The organism is Myxosarcina sp. GI1(2024) (assembly GCF_053543375.1).
Genome location: NZ_JBKGTY010000007.1, coordinates 1 through 20,245, shown reverse-complemented (window position 1 = coordinate 20,245; position 20,245 = coordinate 1). Strand labels below are relative to the sequence as shown.

Sequence of the window (20,245 nt, the reverse complement as noted above, 5' to 3'; positions counted from 1 at the left end):
TTAATCGCTTGTTTGGCAATAAATCATACTGACCAACGGTCAGAGCAGGCTCCGTCGTTCTACGGCGGAGTAATCTCTGACTCGTCTATTTGAGATCCAATTTGCTGTAAGATTTCATCAGTTAAGCTCGGATTGGACTGTATTTGTTCGAGAAAAGTCTTTAAACTATTTTTGCTACCTGTAATACTTACGCGAACATCTTCATAAGCGATCGCAACTTGTAACTCTCGCTCGCTCTGCGCGAAGACATCAACAGTAGGAGTATGCTCGGTTTGGCTTGCGGTAGCAACAGCTTCATCTTCTTTTAGAGCGGGATTTAAATCTTCTCTAAACTGTTGTCGATTTTTCTTATACTCATCGACCAGATCTTTGGCTTTAGAATAGGTAATCGTTTCTCCTCGATCTGCAAGCTCTAAGGCTGTTTGTCTTACCTGTTCGGGAACGGAAGGTGCCGCCAAAAGATAGAGCGCGGAAGCGGCAAAATCTAAATCGGCAAAATTTGCCGTTTTGAAAGCTTCTGCTACTCGCATAAAATTTCTAGCACTTCTTTCTTGCCATTCAAACTCGTATTTTAGCCATTTGAGAAAATTACCATGCCCCAATTGAGCTTTGACTTCTGAGAGTTTTCGCCCGATTTCTACAATATCTTGCACGGTTCGTCGCATCAAACTTTTAATCTCCGCCGTTCCGTTCGTTGTCGAACGACAATCCGAACCTCGCTATCGAGAGCAGCATAATCAAATTCATCGGAATTTGAAAGCGGTAAATCCATAGTTATTTTTCCTTTGAGTCATCGCTCTAAACTGTAGAAGCTTTATATATCGTTGAGTTATCGCTTCTATGACAGAGATGTGTCAGGGAAAAAAGCTCGATCTGTAAATAGTCTTCGGGCATTAGAACCTTAACAGCATTGACACCAATCTGACATTAAACCGACATTAGTACTGCTTATATTGTGAATATTCGAGCGGAGAAGACATTTTTACCTCGATAGGAGAAATGATGACCAAACAATATAAAGCAGTAGGTATTTTTCCTACTCGTAGAGAAACAGAGACAGCACTTAGAGATTTAATCAAACAACATGGCTTTCCTATAGACAATGTGTCTGTTATTGCCCAACATCAAGAGCGAGGCGGTATTAACGATCTCGACGCTCTTGATGACGAAATTATAGAACATAGCAACAACTCTTCTACAGGCGTAGCAACTGGTGTAGTAACTGGCGGTACGCTAGGCGGATTGACAGGATTGCTAGTTGGTTTGGGAACTATAGCTATTCCTGGTATCGGACCGATTATGTTAGCAGGTGCTACGGCTACAGCGATCGCTACTACTGTTGCTGGCGGTGCTATTGGCGCAGCTACAGGCAGTTTGGTTGGTGCTTTAATCGGTTTGGGTATTCCCAAAGATAGGGCTAAAGCCTATCGCGCTATGGTAGCCGAGGGAGGTTTTTTGGTTATCGTCGAAGGCGCAATAGAAGAAGTTCAAATGGCAGAGGAAATTTTAAGCCAGCATGGTATCGATGAATGGGAAGTTTATGATGCCCTCGAAACAGATACTCTCGAAACAGAAGCAAAAAATCATCGCCTACGTATCATGGGAGCTTTTCCCGATCTCTACCAAACCAAAACTGCACTCATCGATCTGATTAATATTGGCTACTCTTTAAGTCAAGTTACTCTATTTATCAATGACGGCGATCGCCACGATTGGTTTCCCAATCTCAAAGTTTGCGATAGTCTCGACTATAGCTTTTCTCTAATCCCAGAAGCCAAACAATTATTCTTCCAAGATTGTTTCGATCTCGGTCAATACATCGTAGTGGTAGAGGGAACCGAATCAGAAATTTGTCGTGCAGAAACTATCTTAAGACAACATCAAATTGAGGGTTTCTACACTTTAAATCCTCACGACCGAGAGTTACCTATAGACAATCCCTCGGCAACAAATTTTCGCCCTCTCGTTATCAGCGATCGCAATTAATAGTAATACACTTGGCATTCGCTTGACAAAAAACTTATCGATCTTTTATTAAAAATTACGACCATGAACAAACTAACTACTGTATTTTTTACCAGTTTATTAATATTCGGTACGGCAGCCTGTTCCCACATAGACAAAACAAGTGCAGATGCTTCCAATCGAGTTGCTAACCCTCCCACAGCATCAGAAGCCCGACAAGACACAAAAGACGCTCAAAGCCAAATTCGTCGCCGACAGCTAGATGAAGACATCCAAGCGCGAGAACAGCGCAATAACTTTTTTAATAATGGCAGCGCGAACAATCGAGCCGACAGCGACATTGCTAGTGAAGTAAGAGACAAACTAGAAGCCAATCTTCCCGATGGCGAACTTAGCATTGAGGCTGAAAACGGCATGGTAACTGTAACGGGAACTGTTCCCAACTCAGAGCAGTTAGCCAAAATTAGCTCTCTTGCCAAACAAATCAAAGGCGTTCGTGGGGTTGATGTAGAAGCGACAATTGCTGCCGCTGGTTCGGATTATCGAGGTCGATCGCTTTGAACTAATTCCGTCTTCCCGCTAACTGCTAAAGAAGACAGAATTGTTATTCATATTTTCTCAAACAATACTTGAGAAAGAAACTCAATCTAAAAATATTTCAACTTTTGTATAGTTTGTCAGACGAGATCGCTTTTTTACTTGAAAGATCGATCGTTTTTTCCTAAAAGTAAACTATAAGCCTTTTAATATCCAACCAAATGAACAACTCAACCGCTCCTACTATTATTGTCGGCGGAGGCTTTGTAGGACTTTTTACTGCTTTGCATTTGAGCCATCATCATTATGCCGATCCCATAATCCTAATCGATTCTCAAGAACGTTTTGTGTTCAAACCATTACTGTATGAATACCTCACGGGTGAAATGCAGGACGAACAGGTGCTACCTCGCTACGAAGAAATGTTAGAAGGCAGTAAGATAGCTTTTGTACGAGATAAGGTAGATAGTATCGACTTAGAAGAGCGTCGAGTAGAGTTAGCTTCGGGTTTGCATTACAACTATCGCTATTTGGTGTTGGGAGTAGGTAGCACTCAAGGCTATTTTGGTACCGAAGGAGCCAAAGAAAACGCTTTTGCGTTTCGGACTCAGGAAGATGCGATAGTGTTAGAAAGACATTTAAGAGAATGCCTACAAAAAGCTAGCCAGACGGAAGAGGCTGAAGAACGACGCGGCTTACTTACATTTGTGATAACAGGTGCTGGTCCTTCGGGTGTAGAAATGGCGGCAACTTTAGCCGACTTATTGCCCAGTTGGTATGCCAAGTTAGGGGGCAATATTCAGGATATCCGCATCCTTATTGTCAATCATGGTGAAGAAATACTTTCGGGCGATGTCAATGCCCATTTACAAGAAACTGCACTGAAAGCTTTTAAAAGCCGCACCGTACCCGTCGAACTACTGCTAGGAGTAAAAGTTACCAAAGTAGATACAAACGGTTTGCAGTTTCAAGCAAAAGATAAAGACGAAGTAGAAACAATAACCACCAATACCACAATTTGGACCGCAGGTACGGCAACTAATCCTTTAATTGAATCTCTAACGCAGATTGCAGACGAAAATAAAGACAAACACGGTTTGCCTTTAGTGAGATCTACTTTACAACTGCTCAATTTTCCCCAAGTGTTCGCAGCAGGAGATTGTGCCGTAGTCAAAGAACATCCTTTTCCTCCAGTAGCCCAAATTGCCTATCAGCAAGGGGCAGGCATTGCCAAAAATCTTATTGCCCTATCTCAAGGTAAGGAGCCATCACCCGTCAACGCAACCATGCGAGGAACGCTGATGAAATTGGGCATAAATAACGGAGTTGCCAACCTATTTGACAAAATGCAAATCAATGGGAAGACAGGAGATTTAATTCGTAACGGCACTTATTTAGAACTGCTACCCACTCCCGTTCATAACTTTAAGGCAACTACAGATTGGCTGACAGACGAAATTTTCCATCGCTATCATCCACCAGAACCAACTATCACCCCTGCTAAAAAGAATCATACTATGGCTTGGATCGGCGGAACGATCGCCGCGATCGCGCTTATAGCGGGTGCGGTCGCTATCTGGCGTACGCCTCAGCCTGATTCGCAGCCACAGCCTACACGAGAAGAAAATGCTGTCGGGCAGTAAATCATGTCTTCTTTTAATTTTAACAGCCAAAAGGCATTATCCCTATTACCAAGACAACAAGTTATAGCTCAAATCGAACAGCCACCAGAACGATCGCAACGAGATCCCCTAATTAATTATGGTGCAGAACACTTAATCGATTTTGGCGTGGTTTTGCTTGCTGTTACTATTGTTCTCATTATCGGCATGATTAGCAAGCAGATTGAGGCAGCAATTATTTTTGCTTTGGCATTGTCTGCTTTTTTAATAATTGTTTTGTGGAGTATTTAAATAGCACATAATTTTCGCGAGTGAATTAAATACGATAATCTTTATAGAAATTCTCAATTTCATGAACCATACTTCAAAGGCAGAAAAACCGACATCTAAAATTATTGACACATCAACGACACAGCTCCGACAATTACAATGTTTATTGTCGATACAGTCGAAGTTGGAAACAAATTGAATATGAAGTGGGTTATTTGGATAATCGAAACATACATTTTGGATGTTTTGCTTCTGTCTGTAGCTTTGATTGGCATTGAGCAGCTAATTCGCCATGGATAATATTTGAGTAAAAAGTAGTTTTTATCTCAAATAGTTGCCTTAAATTGCTAGAAACTATTACGTAAGCGAATCCGATAGAAATCTATCTAGCCGTTCGACGCATTCTTACTGGTAATGACTGTATTGTTGGCTATTTTCGCAACGGACAACTCACGGTGCGCCACCGTGGGCGCACCCGTGTCCTCCCCCATAAGAGCAGGATGTTTTAGTTTTGGCTAATTTTAGCAATCGCGAACAAGAGATTGTCGCCAAGCAGCTTAGATTATTGGGGATGCGAAAAATTTTGACCGATATCGTCACTGGTAAGACTATTTCCGCAGTTCGAGAACTGGTTCTCGAACCATATCAGTTTGCGATTTTATTATGATCGAGTTACGAGCTAGACGTTCGCGGTTATATATGATACATCTCGTTCTCGGTCGGCAATAGAGGTGCGAGCCTACCGGATCTTCGAGTCGCATCAATAGTTCGATCGCGATTATGATATTTTTATTTTTATTTAGAGGAAACGAGTTGGTTAAACTTAAGATCGATCTTAACGTCGAACACGGATAAAAAATTAATTAAGATCTGACTGCCAATGTCTCATAAAATATTAATCGTCGAAGATGAGGCTGAAATTGCTCGTTTAATTACTCTCAATCTGGAAAAGGAAGGCTTTATCTGTTGCCACTGTCGCGATGGCATAGCGGCTTTAGCAGCCTTTAAAGAACAGCAACCAGACGTAATCGTTCTCGATCTAATGTTGCCTGGTTTAAATGGTTTGGAGGTATGTACTCGCATTCGCCGCCAAACAGAGGGAAAAGATCCTTACATCTTAATGCTAACGGCAAAAGGAGAGGAAATAGATCGCGTAGTTGGTTTGTCTACAGGTGCCGATGACTATCTAGTCAAACCTTTTAGTGCGCCAGAATTAGTCGCCAGAATTCGCGCTTTGTTGCGACGGAGTTTGCGTCATATCGAAACTGAAGACTTACAACATCGCACCCAACATTTCTCAGTCAACGAAACTCAACGCACCGCAGTCAAAATTGATGGCAGCCAAGAGCAAGAGTTGAATTTAACGACAATTGAATTCGACTTGCTAAATACTTTTGTCAGTCATCCCCACCGCGTTTGGAATCGCACTCAGCTAATCGATCGCTTATGGGGCAATGATTTTTACGGTGACGACCGCGTTGTCGATACCCATGTCGCGAGACTGCGGAAAAAAATCGAGCCAGATTCGGCTCATCCTGAGTTTATTAAAACCGTGTTGGGGGTAGGATACAAATTTGAAGACGAGAAAACCTCATAGTTATCGTGTCTAAGTTTTTCTTTCGATCCAAACCTCTCTCCCTAGCTACCCGCCTGTTTTTTTCTCATTTGCTGGTAGCAATTGTCACCGTGAGTTTTTTGGTTATCGTGGGTAAAGCTGCTTCTCCCATTTTGTTTGCCAGACGCATCGAGGCAATTGAAGCTAGAGGCTTCGACTTTCAAGATGTTCGTTCTGAGGTAGTAGAAGGCTTTGAAAGTTCTTGGCACAGCAGCACCCTATGGTCGGTGATTGTCGGCACCACTGCGGCAGGAGTTTTGAGTCTTTGGGTAGCGCGCCGCATTACCAAACCGATGCTGAGAATCGAACGAGTTACCCAACAGTTTGCTAGGGGTAGATTGAGTCAGAGATTGCCTCCTAATGATATACCCGAACTAAATCGACTTAGTGCTAGTTTTAACAACATGGCAAGTAGTTTGGAAGGGGTAGAACAACGTCGTAAAGAATTAATTGGCGATCTTACCCACGAACTACGAACGCCTTTGACGATTATTTACGGTTATTTAGAAGGAATCACTGCCGAGAATATTGAAGCTACTCCAGATGTGTACGAGCGTCTGATGAAAGAAACCAAAAGGCTGCAAAGGTTGGTTAACGATTTACAAGAACTATCTAAAGCCGAAGCAGGATATTTACCCATTCACCTCGCACCGATAAACTTATATCCTCTATTGTCAGCTTTAGTGGAGAGGTTTGCCGCTCAGTTGCTAGATGAATTGACCATTCGTCTGGAATGTCCGCCGACATTGCCCTTAGTTTTAGCCGATTTAGACCGACTAGAACAGATTTTAGTAAATTTATTAGGTAATGCCGTCTCCTACACCGAAGCAGGCTCAATCGTCCTGAGAGTTTGGCAAGCAGGAGAGCGAGTGTGGCTAGAGGTAAGCGATACGGGGGTTGGAATCGCGCCCGAAGATTTACCCCACATCTTCGAGCGTTTTTGGCGTTCTGGCAAGGCAAGCGACCGCAACAGTCGCGGTAGCGGTTTTGGTTTGGCTATTTCCCGGCGTTTAGTAGAATTACAGGGTGGACAAATGGAGGTTGAAAGCGAGTTAGGTAAAGGAAGTGCTTTTCGTTTTTCTCTTGCTGTTGCTTAAACCTTCGTCAAGCTAAAGATCTATCTGTAGGTTAATTATCGAGTCAGGCGACCGTGATAAATTAGTGCATCGTGCGATCGCTACAGTTTAATTTACAATCTCTTTTAAATGACCTCAAAAACACAATCATCCTCTAACGGACAACTCGGTTTCGCCGCAACTTGGGCGTTGGTGGCAGGAGGAATGGTAGGCGGCGGTATTTATACGGCTTTGGGTGTAGTTATAGCGGTAGCGGCTCAGTGGGCGTGGTTGAGCTTCATTATCGCGGGAATAGTCGCTCTTACCAGTGCTTATAGCTATGCTTTTTTGGCAAATAAATTTGAAGAAAGTGGCGGCGCGTTTGAATTTTTGCGGGAAATAGACCGTCGTGGGTACTGTTGCAAAAACTTAAGACAAACTTGTAGTATTTAACAAACGTAAATAACTACTAGACCAGATGAACTCAAAGCAACCATTTAAGTGGAAACATTTTCAAGGAGAAATAATTTTACTTTGTGTGAGGTGGTATCTCCGCTATGGTTTGAGTTATCGTGATTTAGCAGAAATCATGCAAGAGCGAGGACTATCTGTAGACCACACCACGATTTACCGATGGGTGATGATTTATGCACCACAAATAGAAAGAAGAGCCAGAAAGCATCTCATCTCAACTAATGACTCTTGGCGAGTAGATCAAACTTATCTCAAGGTCAAAGGAAAATGGAAATATCTATATAGAGCAGTTGACAGCAATGGTATTACCATAGAGTTTATGTTTAGTGCCAGGAGAGATAAACAAGCTGCTAAAAGATTCTTGAAGAAAGCCCTGAAATCGAGACATAATAAGCAGCCAAGAGTTATTAACGTAGACCAAAATCCTGCTTATCCCGCAGCAGTTGAAGAACTTCAAACGGAAGAAATTATCTCTAGTGAGTGTGAATTGAGACAGAACAAATATCTTAATAATATCATCGAGCAAGACCATAGATTTCCGAAAAAGCAGGCTAAGTATAAATTATACTTTCAACATTTCCACTCAGCATGGCGGACATTAAAAGGGTATGAAATCATGAATGTGATTCGCAAAGGGCAAATAAAAAATATCGCTAAAGGTGACATCTTGGGACAAAGAAATTTTGTCTATTCTCTGTTTGGGATCGCTGTCTAAAAAATTAGTTAATCACAGGTATATTCTCTCTGTTCGGATTTTTTGCAACAGAACCGGGCTGGCGATACTTCTACTCCATAAAGGTCTTGTAGTTGGGCTTGGATATCACGAGTGGTCATTCCTCTCGCATACAGGGCGAGAATCTTGTCATCGAAGCCTGTAAAACGAGTTTGTCCTTTTTTGACCATCTGAGGCTCGAATTGGCGATCGCGATCGCGAGGCACGGCAAGTTCCGCTTCGCCAAACTCCCCCTTAATGGTTTTACGGCTGTGTCCGTTGCGTCGATTTTGTCGCTCTTTTTTGCCCCGCTCTGCCTTCTGAGTCTCTAGATGTACGTCTATTTCAGCTTCTAAACAACGCTCTACGAGTTTTTTGGTCAGTTGTTTGAGGATTCCTCCTTCTCCAATAAGGTCTTCTGGTTTTTCATAGTCTTTGAGCAGTTCATCAATTAACTCTGGTCGAAAGGTCATAGTCTCATTCCTCACATTAATTCTATTTATTAGAGTGTGTTTTGACCTTTGACACAATTTATTTTACATACCCATCTGTAGATAGAGAAGACCTACCAAATATCGAAGCAATGATAGAACACGAATGTAATTGGCTTGCAGTAAGTGGGATAGAATTAATCGGCGATATAGTTGAAGTAGAAAATTAAAACTATTCCTATGACTCAGCTAGATATATCTCAAGCCAAATCCAACTTATCCAATCTTCTGGATCTGGCTATAAAAGGCGAAGAGATTATTATCACTCTAGATAACCAACCAGTAGCTAAGATCTCACCTATCAAACGTCCATTAAAAAGAGGTAGTGCTAAAGGTAGGGTTTGGATGTCCGATGATTTCGATGAGCCTCTAGAAGACTTTCAAGAATATATGGAATGAGATTTTTATTAGATACACATACATTCCTGTGGTTCGTAAATGACGACCCCAAACTTAGTGACCGCCTTAAAGGTCTAATTGAAGATACAAGCAACGTTAGCTACATAAGTGTTGCTAGCCTTTGGGAAATGTCGATTAAGTTCAACTTGGGCAAGCTAACTTTAGATCCTAACTACGAAGAGTTTATTGAGAGAGAAGTAATCACAAGCTCCATACAGTTACTCAACATTGAGCTGGAGCATTTAAAGATTAACGCTATTTTACCCTTTCATCATAGAGATCCCTTTGACCGCCTTATTATTGCTCAATCTATAGCTGAAAACATACCCATCATTACCGTTGATTCAGCTTTTGATAAGTATTCTGTCACTCTGATTAACTAATTTACGCTCTAAATAGAATATTCAAATCCGTCTTGAGGAACGGAGAGAGAGTCCAAATCCCTGATGACTTAAAAAGCAAGGGTATTTTTATTGACAATTTATTTTGAGCCAAACAATGACTAACACTATTAATAACAAAAAAGACTTTGAGCTTTGGATGAAACGCTTGAACAAAAAGCTTAGAACAATCGCATTAGGCTTTGATACTAACGACTTTGCTGACCAACCATATTACGAATGGTGGGAAGATGGATTGTCTATAGATGATGCGATCGCTGAATTAGGAGAACAAGAAGGATTCTCAGAACTTATTTAGATAACAATACTTATCAAAACTTGAGAGGGATATCTTATCTCTCTCTTTTTATTTATTGGAGAAACATTATGTATTGGAGAAACATTATGGTTTATACAGAATTTGCCAAAGTAAAGAACGTTTTGACTGTTAACACGAAATTCGGTAAGAGAAGAGTTTGTAATGTAGTTACAGAACAAGGAGATGAAGCGATATGGGCAGAGGATCTCTCAGCATTTAAACATATTAAAGCTGGTCAGCAAATCCAAGTTATCCGAGGCACAAAAGGTAATTTAACTATTTTGGAAAGATCCGCACCAGCACCTCAAGAGCCACCACGTAATGTTAATGGTAATGGTCTACATCACATCTCAGAGTCCCTAGAACAAATAGTAGATGACCTACTTACTGACGAGGATTTACCAGTCTTTAGCGATGCTGACAAACGCAGAATTATGAAATACATTAAGAGCCAAGCAAAACTCTTAAAGTACTGCCATGATACTGTCTGCGAAATCTTTCCTGAGATTTTAATCAACGACCCTCGTGGGGCAAGGAGCTTGGCGGTGACCTTGCTAATCAGTGCCAATACCAGAATTAGTAAAAGCATCTAAAGAATATATTGTCGTATGTCTATCTCTACTTTTAAGGCACAAGAGGTTATACAAATGAATTGCCGAAATCCAAGTATTACTGGCAGTATCAAACAATCTCGATCGCGCATTACCCTGTTCATCTATACCGATCTGCGCTCTTTCGTTTCCCTATCTACTTATAGAAAGATTGCTAAATATCGGAATCATTCGTATCAAAATCAATGCTACGAATGTTCGAGTTTTTGTTTGATATCATTTGACGCTTTGACGGGCAAAGCTCGCATGGCAATTTCAACCATCTGCCTAATTCTGATGGGGTCTGGATATACTTTGGCAATCACCGCCATAGCATTTCCTACGCTAACGAAGAATCGTGCCAATGCCTGAATATCTTCTTCAATCGGAATTTGTCCTTCAATTTGAGCCTGACGCAAGCGATCGTAAAGAACAGCCTCATTTTGGGCTTTATATTCAATAATTTTACGCTCAATCGCCTTGCTGAGATGATGACATTCAATGGTGCTGTTGACCAACATACAACCTGCGGGATTATCGACATCAGACAAAATGTCGGCAACGGTATTTAAGTAAGCTTTCACCGCTTCACCAACATCAGCTTGGGCTGCTACAGCTTGTCTAACTCTGCCACCATAAACTTGGCTGTAGCGATCGAATGCCTTGAGAAACAATTGCTCTTTATCGCCAAAGGCAGCGTAAAGACTGGGCTTAGTTACATTCATAGTTTTAGCAAGATCGTCAAGAGAAGTTTTTTGATAACCCTGTTGCCAGAATAACTTCATTGCTAGGAAGAGAGCTTGTTCGGTATCAAATTCGCGAGGGCGACCTCTGGGCATAAGTTTATAATCAGAATTCTACTGTGCAGTAGCTTTATTATAGTCTACTTTATTAAGCATATTTATCCTTACTGAAGGAACTTCTGCTAATTCAAATATTTTTTTGTATACTGGTGAGTATAAAAACAAAAATCGAGTCAGAGTCAGCCAATAAAATTGGTTTGCTTCGCTCCGCATCGATCTGGCGTTGGCTCGATCGCACAAACAACCTCAAACATAATTGCTCGACACTATGAAACTATCTGAAACACCACCCCAACATTCATTGAAATTTGACGGAGAGGACAAGCCTACAACTTCAGAAGAATTTAAGCCAGAAAAACCCAAAACTACTGGTAAAAAGTTAAATAATTTACCTACATGGTTGCTAGCAATTCTGCTTTTAGCTGGTGGTGCTGTATTGGGGCGAGTATCTATTCCCGAACCAGATGCAACGGCTCAAACTAATACAGAACAAACCAGTCCTCAACCTAAAGCTGTTGAAACCATTGCTTTAACCAGAGGTACGGCGCAAAGACAGATTAAGTTGTTAGGCTCGGTAGAGGCAGGAGAAAGGGCAAGTTTGAGTTCGCAGCTAGACGGTACGGTACAGAGAGTTTTAGTCAGAGAAGGCGATCGCGTTACTGGGGGTATGACGGTAGCAGTTCTCGATGATGCCGATTCTCGGTTAGCTTCAGCCGAAGCCCAAGCAAGATTAGCTCAGGAAAGAGGAAATTTAAACAGATTACTGGTAGGTACTCGTCCAGAGATTATCGCGCAGAGAGAAGCAGAATTAAACGCAGCCAAAGCTAGAGAAAGCGAGGCACAGGATAACTTAGAACGGGTGTCGGGTTTAACTGAGGAGGGCGCACTGTCTCAAAGAGCTTTAATTGAAGCCAGGGCAGAAGCGAATGCTGCAATCAGCGAACGATATCGGGTTGAGGCTTTACTGGCAGAAGCACAGGCAGGAGCAACTAAAGAAGAAATAGACGCACAAAGAGGCTTAGTAGCTGCTGCTCAAGCTGCCGTCGAACAAGCAGAATTGGGTATGCAGCGCACGGAAATTAAAGCAGCTTTTTCGGGTATAGTTCAGTCACGAGATGTCGATCCAGGGGATTACGTAGAGATAAACGACTCCGTACTGACTTTAGTTGGCGATCGCTCTTTAGATATCTTTTTAGAAATTCCCGAAAGCCTAAGCGGACAGGTTACACCAGGAATGCAGGTTAGCCTTAACGCTAGAGCATTACACAATTGGCAAGAGTCAACAACCATTACTGCCGTTGTCCCTACAGCGAATACTTCCTCTCGCCGACAGTTAGTTAGAGTCAGCTTAGATAACCCACCCCAGGGATTGTTGCCAGGAATGGCGATTAGTGCTGACTTAGCTATGCCAGTGGCCGATGCCGATACATTCGTCGTGCCACGAGATGCTCTTACCAGAAGGGGAAATGAGTGGTCGTTATTTGCCGTCAACGATAACCAAGCACAGCAGATAAATGTAGAAATAATTGCAGACATGGGACAAGAGGTGGCGATCGCCAGTTCCGAATTACAAGAAGGACAAAATATTGTAGTGACTGGCGGAGATGGACTTACCGATAGTGCTGCGGTGCAGGTAGTAAGTAACAAGTAGCGAGTAACAAGTAGCAAGTGTTATCGAACGCTTGTATAAATCTGTAATCAATTATCTAATTGTCCATTGTCAATTATCCATTGAAAAAATGAGCTTAATCAGAACCGCCGTGCGTTGGCGACACGGTACAGGAGTTTTATTTTGTCTTCTGGCATTATTCGGTATTTTGGCACTATTCCAATTACCTTTAGAATTACAGCCAGGAGGCGATCGCCCTGAAATTAGCATCACTACCCCCTATCTTGGTGCTTCCCCTGCCGAAGTCGAAGATTTGGTCACTCGTCCCATCGAAGAAAGATTAGAAGAGGTACAGGGAGTACAAGAGATTACTAGCAGCAGTAGTGCGGGAAGTAGTACCATTAATGTCGAGTTCGATTGGGGTAGCGATATCGACCGCTCATTAGTTGATGTCCTCAATAAGTTACAGCAAGTTGAAGCCTTACCCACAGAAGCCGATGAGTCGGATGTAGAAGTGATTAATGGTAGCAGCGACCCGATGATGTGGGTAATTTTAATTCCCAAGGAAGGTTTTACTGCCGACGATAATCACTACCGAGATTTACTCGACGATGTAGTAGTACCGCGCTTTCGTCAGGTACAGGGTGTAGGACAGTTTTTAGTTTCTGGTGGTAGAGAGAGAGAAGTAGAAGTAGTTGTCGATCCTAAAGCTTTAGCAGATCGCAATCTAACCATTGGCGATGTAGCGGCTACCCTGCGTAACATAACCGAGATATACGTGGTGGTCCTTTGGTATTGGGACGCAGAGAGTATCGGGTGAGAACTGTCAGCCGTATTCAAGATGTCGAACAACTAGAAGGCTTTGTGCTGCGTCGCGATGAGTCGGGGACGGTTTATTTAGGAGATGTTGCTGAAGCGAGGATGGGTCGTGCCATCCAAGACCGTGCCTTAATTAGAGATAACGAGCCTGCGGTAGCTGTGGGGATTATTCGCCAGGTAGGGGGCAACGTACCCGAAATTTCAGCAGGAATTAGAGAGGCATTAGTAGATTTAGAAGAAAGATTCGATCGCGAGGGCGAAGGTATTACCTTCGATATTCCCTATGACGAAAACGACTATATCAATGATGCGATCGCTTTTGTCCGAGGCAATCTCATTGTCGGGGCGATTTTGGCAGCTTTAGTCTTACTGTTGTTTCTCGGTTCGTTAAGAACTGTAGGGGTAATTGCGATCGCTATTCCTACTACTTTAATCACTGTTTTTATTGTCTTCTTCTTCTTAGGTCGTACCCTCAATGTCATTAGTCTAGCGGGGTTAGCCTTTGCTGTAGGGATGGTAGTAGATAACGCCATTGTCGTGCTAGAAAACGTCTTTACCCATATGCAAAAAGGTAAAACGCCAATGAAAGCGGCGATCGATGGGACACAGGAAGTAGGTGGCGCGATGCTAGCTTCTACCTTAACGACAGTTGCCGTATTTGCTCCAATTGTCTTAGTTACGGGGGAAGCAGGACAGTTATTCTTCGATATCGGGATTGCCCTATCTGCTTCGGTGCTGTTTTCTCTGTTTGCGGCATTAACCCTGATTCCCATGCTAGCGGGACTGTTTCTCCACCGTGCAGAAGCAGACCAGATGTTATCGGGAAGGGGATACAGGGGTGGCAATTGGTTAGAACGTGCTGTCTATAAAACTTCGGCAATTTTCCGTTTATTACAAGGTAAATTAGAAAATTTTCTCTTAAAAACCGTACAGTGGTCGCTAGGGAGAGGTAGATTAAAACGTCGCCTACTCGTCCTCGCCCTCCCCATAATCTTACTTTTTACCAGTTTTCAACTTTTACCACCCGCTGACTACTTACCAGAAGGAAACCGCAACCTAATTCTCTGGCTAGCCGAACCTTTTCCAGGCACAAGCATTCCTGAAGCGATAGAACTTTCTCAAGCACCGCGAGATTTTGTCAGCCAGCAACCAGAAGTTATGCGGACTATTTACGTACATCGCCTGGGAAGAAGATTTGTTGGTGCTTTTGTCAAACCAGAATTAGCTACAGGTAATAATTTAGACGATTTAGTCAACCGTCTGCGGCAGGAGAGCGCAAATTTCCCTGGCTATCGTTTTATGGTTCCTCGACGTGCTTCTATTTTCGAGGACCCTGGTAAAGAGTTTGAGATACAGCTTATTGGTGAAGACTTAGCAGAATTAGATCGCATACAGCAACAAGTTTTTCAACAAATAGGACAACTAGAAGGAATTCAAAATGTCCGTGCTGATTTTGTCACGGGTGCGCCAGAACTACAGGTAATTCCCAACCGCGAACGTTTAGCTGAAGCAGGACTATCGGAAGCAGAAATCGGCGACATGGTACAGGCGGCTTTGGGTGGCTTACGCGCCTCAGAATTTGTCGATGGCAAACGGGAACTAGATGTTTCTGTCGAGCTGCAAAATACCTTTGTCGAAACCCCCGAACAGTTGCGCCAACTAGCTATTTATAACGGTGATGGTCAAAGAGTGCAGCTAGCCGATGTCGCCGAAGTCTCAGAAACCACTGGTGCAGATACCATCAACCACGTAGACTTAGAAAGATCGATTACTCTAACTGCCAGTGTAGCCACAGAAGCACCGTTAGGCGCATTAATCGATCGCACTGAACAACAGATCCTCGAACCCTTACGCCAAGAATTACCTCCAGGTTTCCGCGTCGAACTAGCGGGATCGGCAGATGTTTTAGCCGAAACCCTGTTTCAGTTAGGTTCTACCTTCTTACTCTCGCTGGTAATCACCTATTTACTTCTAGTTGCTTTATATCGCTCGTTTGTCTATCCCCTTCTAATTATGGCAACTGTACCGATGGGGATGACTGGGGCATTATTATCTTTAGTAATTGCCAATGCTGTTCCTGGTGTAGTCGTTCCTTTAGACATGATTACGGGTTTGGGTTTTGTCATTCTTACAGGGGTAGTCGTCAACAACGCTATTCTCTTGGTAGATAGAGCTTTACAACTCCAAGCCGAAGGAATGGAATACGATGCCTCTCTCTATTATGCGGTAGGCGATCGCTTGCGTCCGATCTTTATGTCCGCAGGAACGAGTGTACTGGGGATGTTGCCCCTAGCGGTGCTTCCAGGGAAAGGCGCAGAACTCTATCAGGGTTTGGGTATTGCTCTCACAGGTGGTTTAGCTCTCTCTACTTTCTTAACTCCTACCGTCATTCCCGCTTTGATGGGATTATTACAGGATTTTCAACCTAGAAGAAGTAAAAAAACAAAGATTCAAGAAGAAAACGTAGAGTTAGTAATCAATAAAAGTTAAAAAATACAATCGAACATTTTTGCGTAATTTTTTATGCAAACCAGCTAATTATGACTGAAGCAAGCAACCAAATGTTAAAGAACAAGACAAGCTACATAGTTTTGGCAGGACTACTTAATTGTATTTGGATAATGCCAAAGTTGGGTTTTATCTCTTCGGCGATTGCCACTGAAAAAGTAGAGTCACTTACCAAAAAATATCCAGAATCACAAATTATGAAATCTCAGGTCGCCCAAAACTCTAACCAGAAAATTTTGATAGTTCTGACCAATCACGACCAATTGGGAAGTACTGGCAAAAAAACTGGCTTTTATCTAGATGAAGTTGCTCATCCTCATGCTGTTTTTACTCAAGCGGGTTTTGAGGTAGATTTTGTCAGTCCAACTGGAGAAGAAGCTCCTATCGATCCTAAAAGCTACAACCTTGACGATCCTTTAAATCGGCAGTTTGTGGAAAATGAAGCTGTCATGGCTCAAATTAAAGATACTTTATCTCCTCAAGAAATCGAGCCGTCCGAATACAGTGCTGTCTTTTTTGCTGGCGGACATGGCGTAATGTGGGATTTGCCTAATAACCAGGAATTAGCCCAAATTACTGCTGCTATTTACGAACGCAATGGCATCGTTGGGGCAGTTTGTCACGGTCCTGCTGGTTTAGTCAATGTCCAGCTAAGTGACGGAACTTATTTGGTAGCTGGCAAAACACTTGCTGCTTTTACGAATGAAGAGGAAGAAGCTGTAGAACTAACCGAACAAATGCCGTTTTTGTTGGAAACCAAACTAATCGAACGAGGCGCACAGCATACAGAAGCTCCTAATTTCCAACCCCATGTTGTAGCCAGCGATCGCTTGGTAACTGGACAAAACCCTGCATCAGCAACGGGAGTAGCCGAACAAATGGTGGAATTGTTGCAGTAGTTTAATTTCTTGGACTCCATATTATGAAACACAAATTATTTTTTACGGTCTGTATGACTGCTTTTTTAGTAGGCATTGCTGGCTATTTAAAGACTGAGAAAGTTGCCAATTCAACTCCTAAGACAGAAATACCAGTCCAATTAGTTGCCAATGATACTGAGAATGCCCAAATCGGGCAAACAGAAATCGTTGCCGAACTCGATATAATGCCAGGCAACGTTACGGTTTCTCGTGACGGAAGGATCTTCGCTTCGGTACACGGTAGACGACGCGGGGAAGCACAGCTTATAGAAGTTACGGGTTACAACACTTGGGAGCCATTCCCCAATGAATCTTGGAATGCTACTCCAGGTAGTAATTCCGACGTACTTAACACACCTCATGGCGTAGTTATTGACTCGCGCGATCGCCTGTGGGTTATCGATCATGGTAACTGGCTGCCAGAACAACAAAGACCGAAACTGCTTGCCTTCGATATTAATAGTCGCGAACTGGTCTACCGCTACGACTTTGATGAGACAGAAGCACCAGGGGAATTTCCAGACGGGCAGTTTATGCAAGATTTGGCAGTAGATAGCGATCGCGGTTTTGTCTATATTGCCGATAGTTCTTCTCAACGTCCAGCAATTGTAGTAGTCGATCTCAATCGCAATACAGTAAGACGCTTCGAGGGTCATCCCTCATTACAGATAGAAGAGCGGGTTGTCGTCATGGTTGAGGGAAAAGTCTGGACGGTTACGACTCCCGACGGTCAAACTATCCCAGTTGGTTCGCCTCTCAATCCCATTACTCTATCGGCAGATGGAGAAACTTTATTTTTTGGTGCGGTCAGAGGATTGACTTGGTATGGCGTACCTACTCGACTGTTTCACAACGGTGCTTCTGATGAAGAAATTGGCGCAGCCATTGAAGTAGTAGGGTCTAAACCAGTTACCGATGGTGTCAGCACCGATGCCGAAGGAAATCACTTTTTTACAAATCTAGCAGCGAATTCGATAGATGTACTCTCAAGCGACGGAAATACAACTCGTTTAGCTCAAGACCCAAGATTCCTTTGGCTGGACAGCGTGCGATTCGGTTCAGATTCCTGGCTCTATGGATCGATCAATCAACTGCACCGCGCTCCTAATTTCAACAATGGACAAGAGCTGGGAGAACCACCTTATTTAATAGTCCGAATTTGGACGGGAACAGAAGGGCAAGTTGGACGATAAATTTCGGCAATTGCCAGAACAGCCAATCATTCAGTGAATAATTCTCAATCAAAATCAAATTATGACTAATATCGAAAAACTCGTTATATTCCTAATTGTAGTAACACCTTTATTCGTGACTCAAAGTTTCGCTCAAACACCAACCGAGACAGAAGAACCAACCGCAAGGGTATTACTCAACACGACACTAGATACCGAAACGGGTGCTATGGTTCTCGATGAAGTTACTATATACGAAGGTACGAGAGTCAGAAATCTCACTTACCAAGATTTACAAAAACCAGAACTGGTAGGCTATCAAAATAGCGGTTTGTCACCCGCGCTTTACGCTCATCCAATGCCCCCAGGAACAGAAATCGTAGAGGTTGAGGGCGACATCGGTAGTCCAGTTTCCGATAGTGTGCGCCAGGCAGCAAAAAATTATCTCAGCGATAATATTGTTAACTCTGTATTTTTCGATATTGGTAGTAATGATAACGGAATCACCATGCGTTTCGATCCTCCTTTGGTCAATGAACCTGGAGTAGATTTGCTCGTTGGCGAAATGGGCGCACCAGCAGGTAACGTTAGTTCTGGTTGTCCTAATACTCCCTCTCCTGGTGGCGATACGCTTCTATTACAGAGTAACAACTCTACCTTTACCATCGAACCAGAAAGCTACACTCCCCAGGGACCTTTGGGCGTTATGCGTTACTACGGAAAAGAGGAACTAAGAGAAAACATTCAAATATCCTCTATAGCTAATTTAGAAAATTATTCCGCATTAGAGCGCAACGTCATCGACCATTTGCATCTTTTCACCACCACCGTCGATTTGAGCGATTTGGGAATTCCTGAAGGAGAAACCATCAGTCAAATTACAGTCGGTGCAGTTCCACTTGAGACTACAGTTGACGGAGAAGTAGTACTCTGCTTTACTGCCGATCCCGCCTTTGTCTATGGACTTTCTGCCGCGCAGTAAATTCACAATTTACGTTTTCAGCGCAACATTCTTGCCTAGCTAGAGATATAGATTGCTACTTTTTCTAACCTTCTCCTCAGCTTTCGCTTCTGTCACTCTTTAGCGTAGCGCATGATAATTGTATCATCGTATACCTTTTCAAACTCAACTTATTAAGAATTTAGTCCAACACAGCAGAAGACTCTAAACTTGGCTGCATCAGCATTCTTCTGTGAAGCATGAACAGCATTTTTCTACACAGGAGAGGCTGTATTTTTTTGTCTATTTTGAAATATATAATACAACATTATGACTACTAATATTATCACTATTCAAGAATTCGTAGCACAGCAAATAATTTATTGTGTCTCCTCCCTGATCTATACGCTGACACAAGAACACAAACTTGAAGAAGAACTTTCAATTGAGCTATGGACTGCTCCTGTTGACTACGAATCTGCTGAGTATGAAATCGAACAAGCAGATTGTCTCCTATGTCAGTGTGAAGACTATTGGGGAGTAAGAGATAAAGATAACAACGAAATTGTAGATTGCTGCCACAACAGCAAAGAAGACGCGATATCAGATTATTTCGATGGCGATTTAGAAGAATATCGCCGAGAGATTTTTGAACACTGGATCGTTAGTTCCTATCTTGCCAAGAAGCTTCAGGAGCAAGGAGAAACAGTAGTAGAAGATTTCTACGGAATTAATTTCATATGGTGTCGCAGTACTACAGGGCAAGCCATATACGCAGATGCAGTAATACAAACTATTTATGACGAATTAGTAAATCAATAATTATTTATTATGCTCCTCATTTAAAATTCGGAGAATTAAAATGCTAAACAACGAATTAAACTCCCTACAAGAAGAACTTTTATACCATCGTCGTCAAGCAGAAGAATTAGAACAGAGGATAGCTGAAGCTAAAGGATATCAGGCATTCGCTACAGAAGCTACTGATGCTGTTAACGGTACTTAAACAAAAATCAAGCCCAAACAAAGCCCAAACTAGCTTTAT

General features: G+C 42.6%; 21 protein-coding genes and 2 pseudogenes. 20 read left to right on the top strand and 3 right to left on the bottom strand.

Annotated features, from left to right (window positions below; all coding sequences use genetic code 11):
* Nucleotides 1–59 precede the first annotated feature (59 nt).
* Nucleotides 60–665: a DUF3102 domain-containing protein gene (locus ACLFKQ_RS21645; RefSeq protein ID WP_449001808.1), complete on the bottom strand. Its 606-nt coding sequence runs from the start codon at nt 663–665 to the stop codon at nt 60–62.
* Nucleotides 666–999: 334 nt separating this feature from the next.
* Here ACLFKQ_RS21645 and ACLFKQ_RS21640 point away from each other — a divergent pair, with 334 nt between their 5' ends.
* The 9 genes from ACLFKQ_RS21640 to ACLFKQ_RS21600 all read left to right on the top strand — a co-directional run bounded on the left by ACLFKQ_RS21640 (nt 1,000) and on the right by ACLFKQ_RS21600 (nt 8,253).
* On the top strand, nt 1,000–1,986 hold the full coding sequence (locus tag ACLFKQ_RS21640; RefSeq protein WP_449001807.1) for a hypothetical protein: 987 nt from the start codon (nt 1,000–1,002) through the stop codon (nt 1,984–1,986).
* A gap of 63 nt (nt 1,987–2,049) precedes the next feature.
* Nucleotides 2,050–2,526: a BON domain-containing protein gene (locus ACLFKQ_RS21635; RefSeq protein WP_449001806.1), complete on the top strand. Its 477-nt coding sequence runs from the start codon at nt 2,050–2,052 to the stop codon at nt 2,524–2,526.
* 197 nt (nt 2,527–2,723) lie between these two features.
* Nucleotides 2,724–4,145: an NAD(P)/FAD-dependent oxidoreductase gene (locus ACLFKQ_RS21630; protein ID WP_449001805.1), complete on the top strand. Its 1,422-nt coding sequence runs from the start codon at nt 2,724–2,726 to the stop codon at nt 4,143–4,145.
* A 3-nt stretch (nt 4,146–4,148) separates the two neighbouring features.
* Nucleotides 4,149–4,415 carry a hypothetical protein gene (locus ACLFKQ_RS21625; protein ID WP_449001804.1) on the top strand — a complete coding sequence of 89 codons (267 nt, stop codon included), beginning with the start codon at nt 4,149–4,151 and terminating at the stop codon, nt 4,413–4,415.
* A 490-nt stretch (nt 4,416–4,905) separates the two neighbouring features.
* Nucleotides 4,906–5,061, top strand: a complete 156-nt coding sequence (locus ACLFKQ_RS21620) for a hypothetical protein (protein WP_449001803.1) — start codon at nt 4,906–4,908, stop codon at nt 5,059–5,061.
* 213 nt (nt 5,062–5,274) lie between these two features.
* Nucleotides 5,275–5,991: a response regulator gene (locus tag ACLFKQ_RS21615; protein WP_449001802.1), complete on the top strand. Its 717-nt coding sequence runs from the start codon at nt 5,275–5,277 to the stop codon at nt 5,989–5,991.
* A 2-nt stretch (nt 5,992–5,993) separates the two neighbouring features.
* Entirely contained in the window at nt 5,994–7,106 is a 1,113-nt protein-coding gene (locus tag ACLFKQ_RS21610) for a sensor histidine kinase (protein ID WP_449002015.1), read from the top strand.
* Nucleotides 7,107–7,214: 108 nt separating this feature from the next.
* Nucleotides 7,215–7,517, top strand: a complete 303-nt coding sequence (locus tag ACLFKQ_RS21605) for a GerAB/ArcD/ProY family transporter (protein WP_449001801.1) — start codon at nt 7,215–7,217, stop codon at nt 7,515–7,517.
* 25 nt (nt 7,518–7,542) lie between these two features.
* Nucleotides 7,543–8,253 (top strand): IS6 family transposase, encoded by a 711-nt coding sequence (locus tag ACLFKQ_RS21600; RefSeq protein ID WP_448997902.1) that lies wholly within the window; start codon nt 7,543–7,545, stop codon nt 8,251–8,253.
* Between the two features lie 56 nt (nt 8,254–8,309).
* On the opposite strand, the pseudogene ACLFKQ_RS21595 reads toward ACLFKQ_RS21600, so the two are convergent.
* A pseudogene (locus ACLFKQ_RS21595) lies at nt 8,310–8,723 on the bottom strand (transposase); the annotation flags it as partial.
* A 198-nt stretch (nt 8,724–8,921) separates the two neighbouring features.
* On the opposite strand from ACLFKQ_RS21595, the gene ACLFKQ_RS21590 reads away from it, so the two are divergent.
* The 4 genes from ACLFKQ_RS21590 to ACLFKQ_RS21575 all read left to right on the top strand — a co-directional run bounded on the left by ACLFKQ_RS21590 (nt 8,922) and on the right by ACLFKQ_RS21575 (nt 10,432).
* Nucleotides 8,922–9,140 carry a type II toxin-antitoxin system Phd/YefM family antitoxin gene (locus tag ACLFKQ_RS21590; protein WP_449001800.1) on the top strand — a complete coding sequence of 73 codons (219 nt, stop codon included), beginning with the start codon at nt 8,922–8,924 and terminating at the stop codon, nt 9,138–9,140.
* Nucleotides 9,137–9,523: a type II toxin-antitoxin system VapC family toxin gene (locus ACLFKQ_RS21585; RefSeq protein ID WP_449001799.1), complete on the top strand. Its 387-nt coding sequence runs from the start codon at nt 9,137–9,139 to the stop codon at nt 9,521–9,523. The genes ACLFKQ_RS21590 and ACLFKQ_RS21585 overlap by 4 nt, the downstream gene beginning before the upstream one ends.
* 115 nt (nt 9,524–9,638) lie before the next feature.
* Nucleotides 9,639–9,839 (top strand): hypothetical protein, encoded by a 201-nt coding sequence (locus tag ACLFKQ_RS21580; protein ID WP_449001798.1) that lies wholly within the window; start codon nt 9,639–9,641, stop codon nt 9,837–9,839.
* An 86-nt stretch (nt 9,840–9,925) separates the two neighbouring features.
* Nucleotides 9,926–10,432 carry a hypothetical protein gene (locus ACLFKQ_RS21575; protein ID WP_449001797.1) on the top strand — a complete coding sequence of 169 codons (507 nt, stop codon included), beginning with the start codon at nt 9,926–9,928 and terminating at the stop codon, nt 10,430–10,432.
* Nucleotides 10,433–10,638: 206 nt separating this feature from the next.
* Here the strand turns inward: ACLFKQ_RS21575 and ACLFKQ_RS21570 are convergent, their stop codons facing one another.
* Nucleotides 10,639–11,268, bottom strand: a complete 630-nt coding sequence (locus tag ACLFKQ_RS21570; protein WP_449001796.1) for a TetR/AcrR family transcriptional regulator — start codon at nt 11,266–11,268, stop codon at nt 10,639–10,641.
* 232 nt (nt 11,269–11,500) lie between these two features.
* Between ACLFKQ_RS21570 and ACLFKQ_RS21565 the strand changes: the two genes are divergently transcribed.
* The 7 genes and pseudogenes from ACLFKQ_RS21565 to ACLFKQ_RS21535 all read left to right on the top strand — a co-directional run bounded on the left by ACLFKQ_RS21565 (nt 11,501) and on the right by ACLFKQ_RS21535 (nt 20,206).
* Nucleotides 11,501–12,883, top strand: a complete 1,383-nt coding sequence (locus ACLFKQ_RS21565; RefSeq protein WP_449001795.1) for an efflux RND transporter periplasmic adaptor subunit — start codon at nt 11,501–11,503, stop codon at nt 12,881–12,883.
* An 88-nt stretch (nt 12,884–12,971) separates the two neighbouring features.
* A pseudogene (locus ACLFKQ_RS21560) lies at nt 12,972–16,150 on the top strand (efflux RND transporter permease subunit).
* Nucleotides 16,151–16,200: 50 nt separating this feature from the next.
* On the top strand, nt 16,201–17,067 hold the full coding sequence (locus ACLFKQ_RS21555; protein WP_449001794.1) for a type 1 glutamine amidotransferase domain-containing protein: 867 nt from the start codon (nt 16,201–16,203) through the stop codon (nt 17,065–17,067).
* Nucleotides 17,068–17,090: 23 nt separating this feature from the next.
* On the top strand, nt 17,091–18,281 hold the full coding sequence (locus ACLFKQ_RS21550) for an L-dopachrome tautomerase-related protein (RefSeq protein WP_449001793.1): 1,191 nt from the start codon (nt 17,091–17,093) through the stop codon (nt 18,279–18,281).
* A gap of 61 nt (nt 18,282–18,342) precedes the next feature.
* On the top strand, nt 18,343–19,242 hold the full coding sequence (locus ACLFKQ_RS21545) for a hypothetical protein (protein ID WP_449001792.1): 900 nt from the start codon (nt 18,343–18,345) through the stop codon (nt 19,240–19,242).
* 288 nt (nt 19,243–19,530) lie between these two features.
* Nucleotides 19,531–20,022, top strand: a complete 492-nt coding sequence (locus ACLFKQ_RS21540) for a hypothetical protein (protein WP_449001791.1) — start codon at nt 19,531–19,533, stop codon at nt 20,020–20,022.
* A 40-nt stretch (nt 20,023–20,062) separates the two neighbouring features.
* A complete protein-coding gene (locus tag ACLFKQ_RS21535; protein ID WP_449001790.1) occupies nt 20,063–20,206 on the top strand; it encodes a hypothetical protein in 144 nt (47 codons plus the stop codon).
* The last annotated feature ends 39 nt before the right edge of the window (nt 20,207–20,245 follow it).

Excerpts from the sequence above, each read along its gene's own strand:
- ACLFKQ_RS21645 (WP_449001808.1), bottom strand. The coding sequence starts at position 665 with ATGCGACGAACCGTGCAAGATATTGTAGAAATCGGGCGAAAACTCTCA.
- ACLFKQ_RS21640 (WP_449001807.1), top strand. The coding sequence starts at position 1,000 with ATGATGACCAAACAATATAAAGCAGTAGGTATTTTTCCTACTCGTAGA.
- ACLFKQ_RS21635 (WP_449001806.1), top strand. The coding sequence starts at position 2,050 with ATGAACAAACTAACTACTGTATTTTTTACCAGTTTATTAATATTCGGT.
- ACLFKQ_RS21630 (WP_449001805.1), top strand. The coding sequence starts at position 2,724 with ATGAACAACTCAACCGCTCCTACTATTATTGTCGGCGGAGGCTTTGTA.
- ACLFKQ_RS21625 (WP_449001804.1), top strand. The coding sequence starts at position 4,149 with ATGTCTTCTTTTAATTTTAACAGCCAAAAGGCATTATCCCTATTACCA.
- ACLFKQ_RS21615 (WP_449001802.1), top strand. The coding sequence starts at position 5,275 with ATGTCTCATAAAATATTAATCGTCGAAGATGAGGCTGAAATTGCTCGT.
- ACLFKQ_RS21605 (WP_449001801.1), top strand. The coding sequence starts at position 7,215 with ATGACCTCAAAAACACAATCATCCTCTAACGGACAACTCGGTTTCGCC.
- ACLFKQ_RS21600 (WP_448997902.1), top strand. The coding sequence starts at position 7,543 with ATGAACTCAAAGCAACCATTTAAGTGGAAACATTTTCAAGGAGAAATA.
- ACLFKQ_RS21590 (WP_449001800.1), top strand. The coding sequence starts at position 8,922 with ATGACTCAGCTAGATATATCTCAAGCCAAATCCAACTTATCCAATCTT.
- ACLFKQ_RS21585 (WP_449001799.1), top strand. The coding sequence starts at position 9,137 with ATGAGATTTTTATTAGATACACATACATTCCTGTGGTTCGTAAATGAC.
- ACLFKQ_RS21580 (WP_449001798.1), top strand. The coding sequence starts at position 9,639 with ATGACTAACACTATTAATAACAAAAAAGACTTTGAGCTTTGGATGAAA.
- ACLFKQ_RS21575 (WP_449001797.1), top strand. The coding sequence starts at position 9,926 with ATGGTTTATACAGAATTTGCCAAAGTAAAGAACGTTTTGACTGTTAAC.
- ACLFKQ_RS21570 (WP_449001796.1), bottom strand. The coding sequence starts at position 11,268 with ATGCCCAGAGGTCGCCCTCGCGAATTTGATACCGAACAAGCTCTCTTC.
- ACLFKQ_RS21565 (WP_449001795.1), top strand. The coding sequence starts at position 11,501 with ATGAAACTATCTGAAACACCACCCCAACATTCATTGAAATTTGACGGA.
- ACLFKQ_RS21555 (WP_449001794.1), top strand. The coding sequence starts at position 16,201 with ATGACTGAAGCAAGCAACCAAATGTTAAAGAACAAGACAAGCTACATA.
- ACLFKQ_RS21550 (WP_449001793.1), top strand. The coding sequence starts at position 17,091 with ATGAAACACAAATTATTTTTTACGGTCTGTATGACTGCTTTTTTAGTA.
- ACLFKQ_RS21545 (WP_449001792.1), top strand. The coding sequence starts at position 18,343 with ATGACTAATATCGAAAAACTCGTTATATTCCTAATTGTAGTAACACCT.
- ACLFKQ_RS21540 (WP_449001791.1), top strand. The coding sequence starts at position 19,531 with ATGACTACTAATATTATCACTATTCAAGAATTCGTAGCACAGCAAATA.
- ACLFKQ_RS21535 (WP_449001790.1), top strand. The coding sequence starts at position 20,063 with ATGCTAAACAACGAATTAAACTCCCTACAAGAAGAACTTTTATACCAT.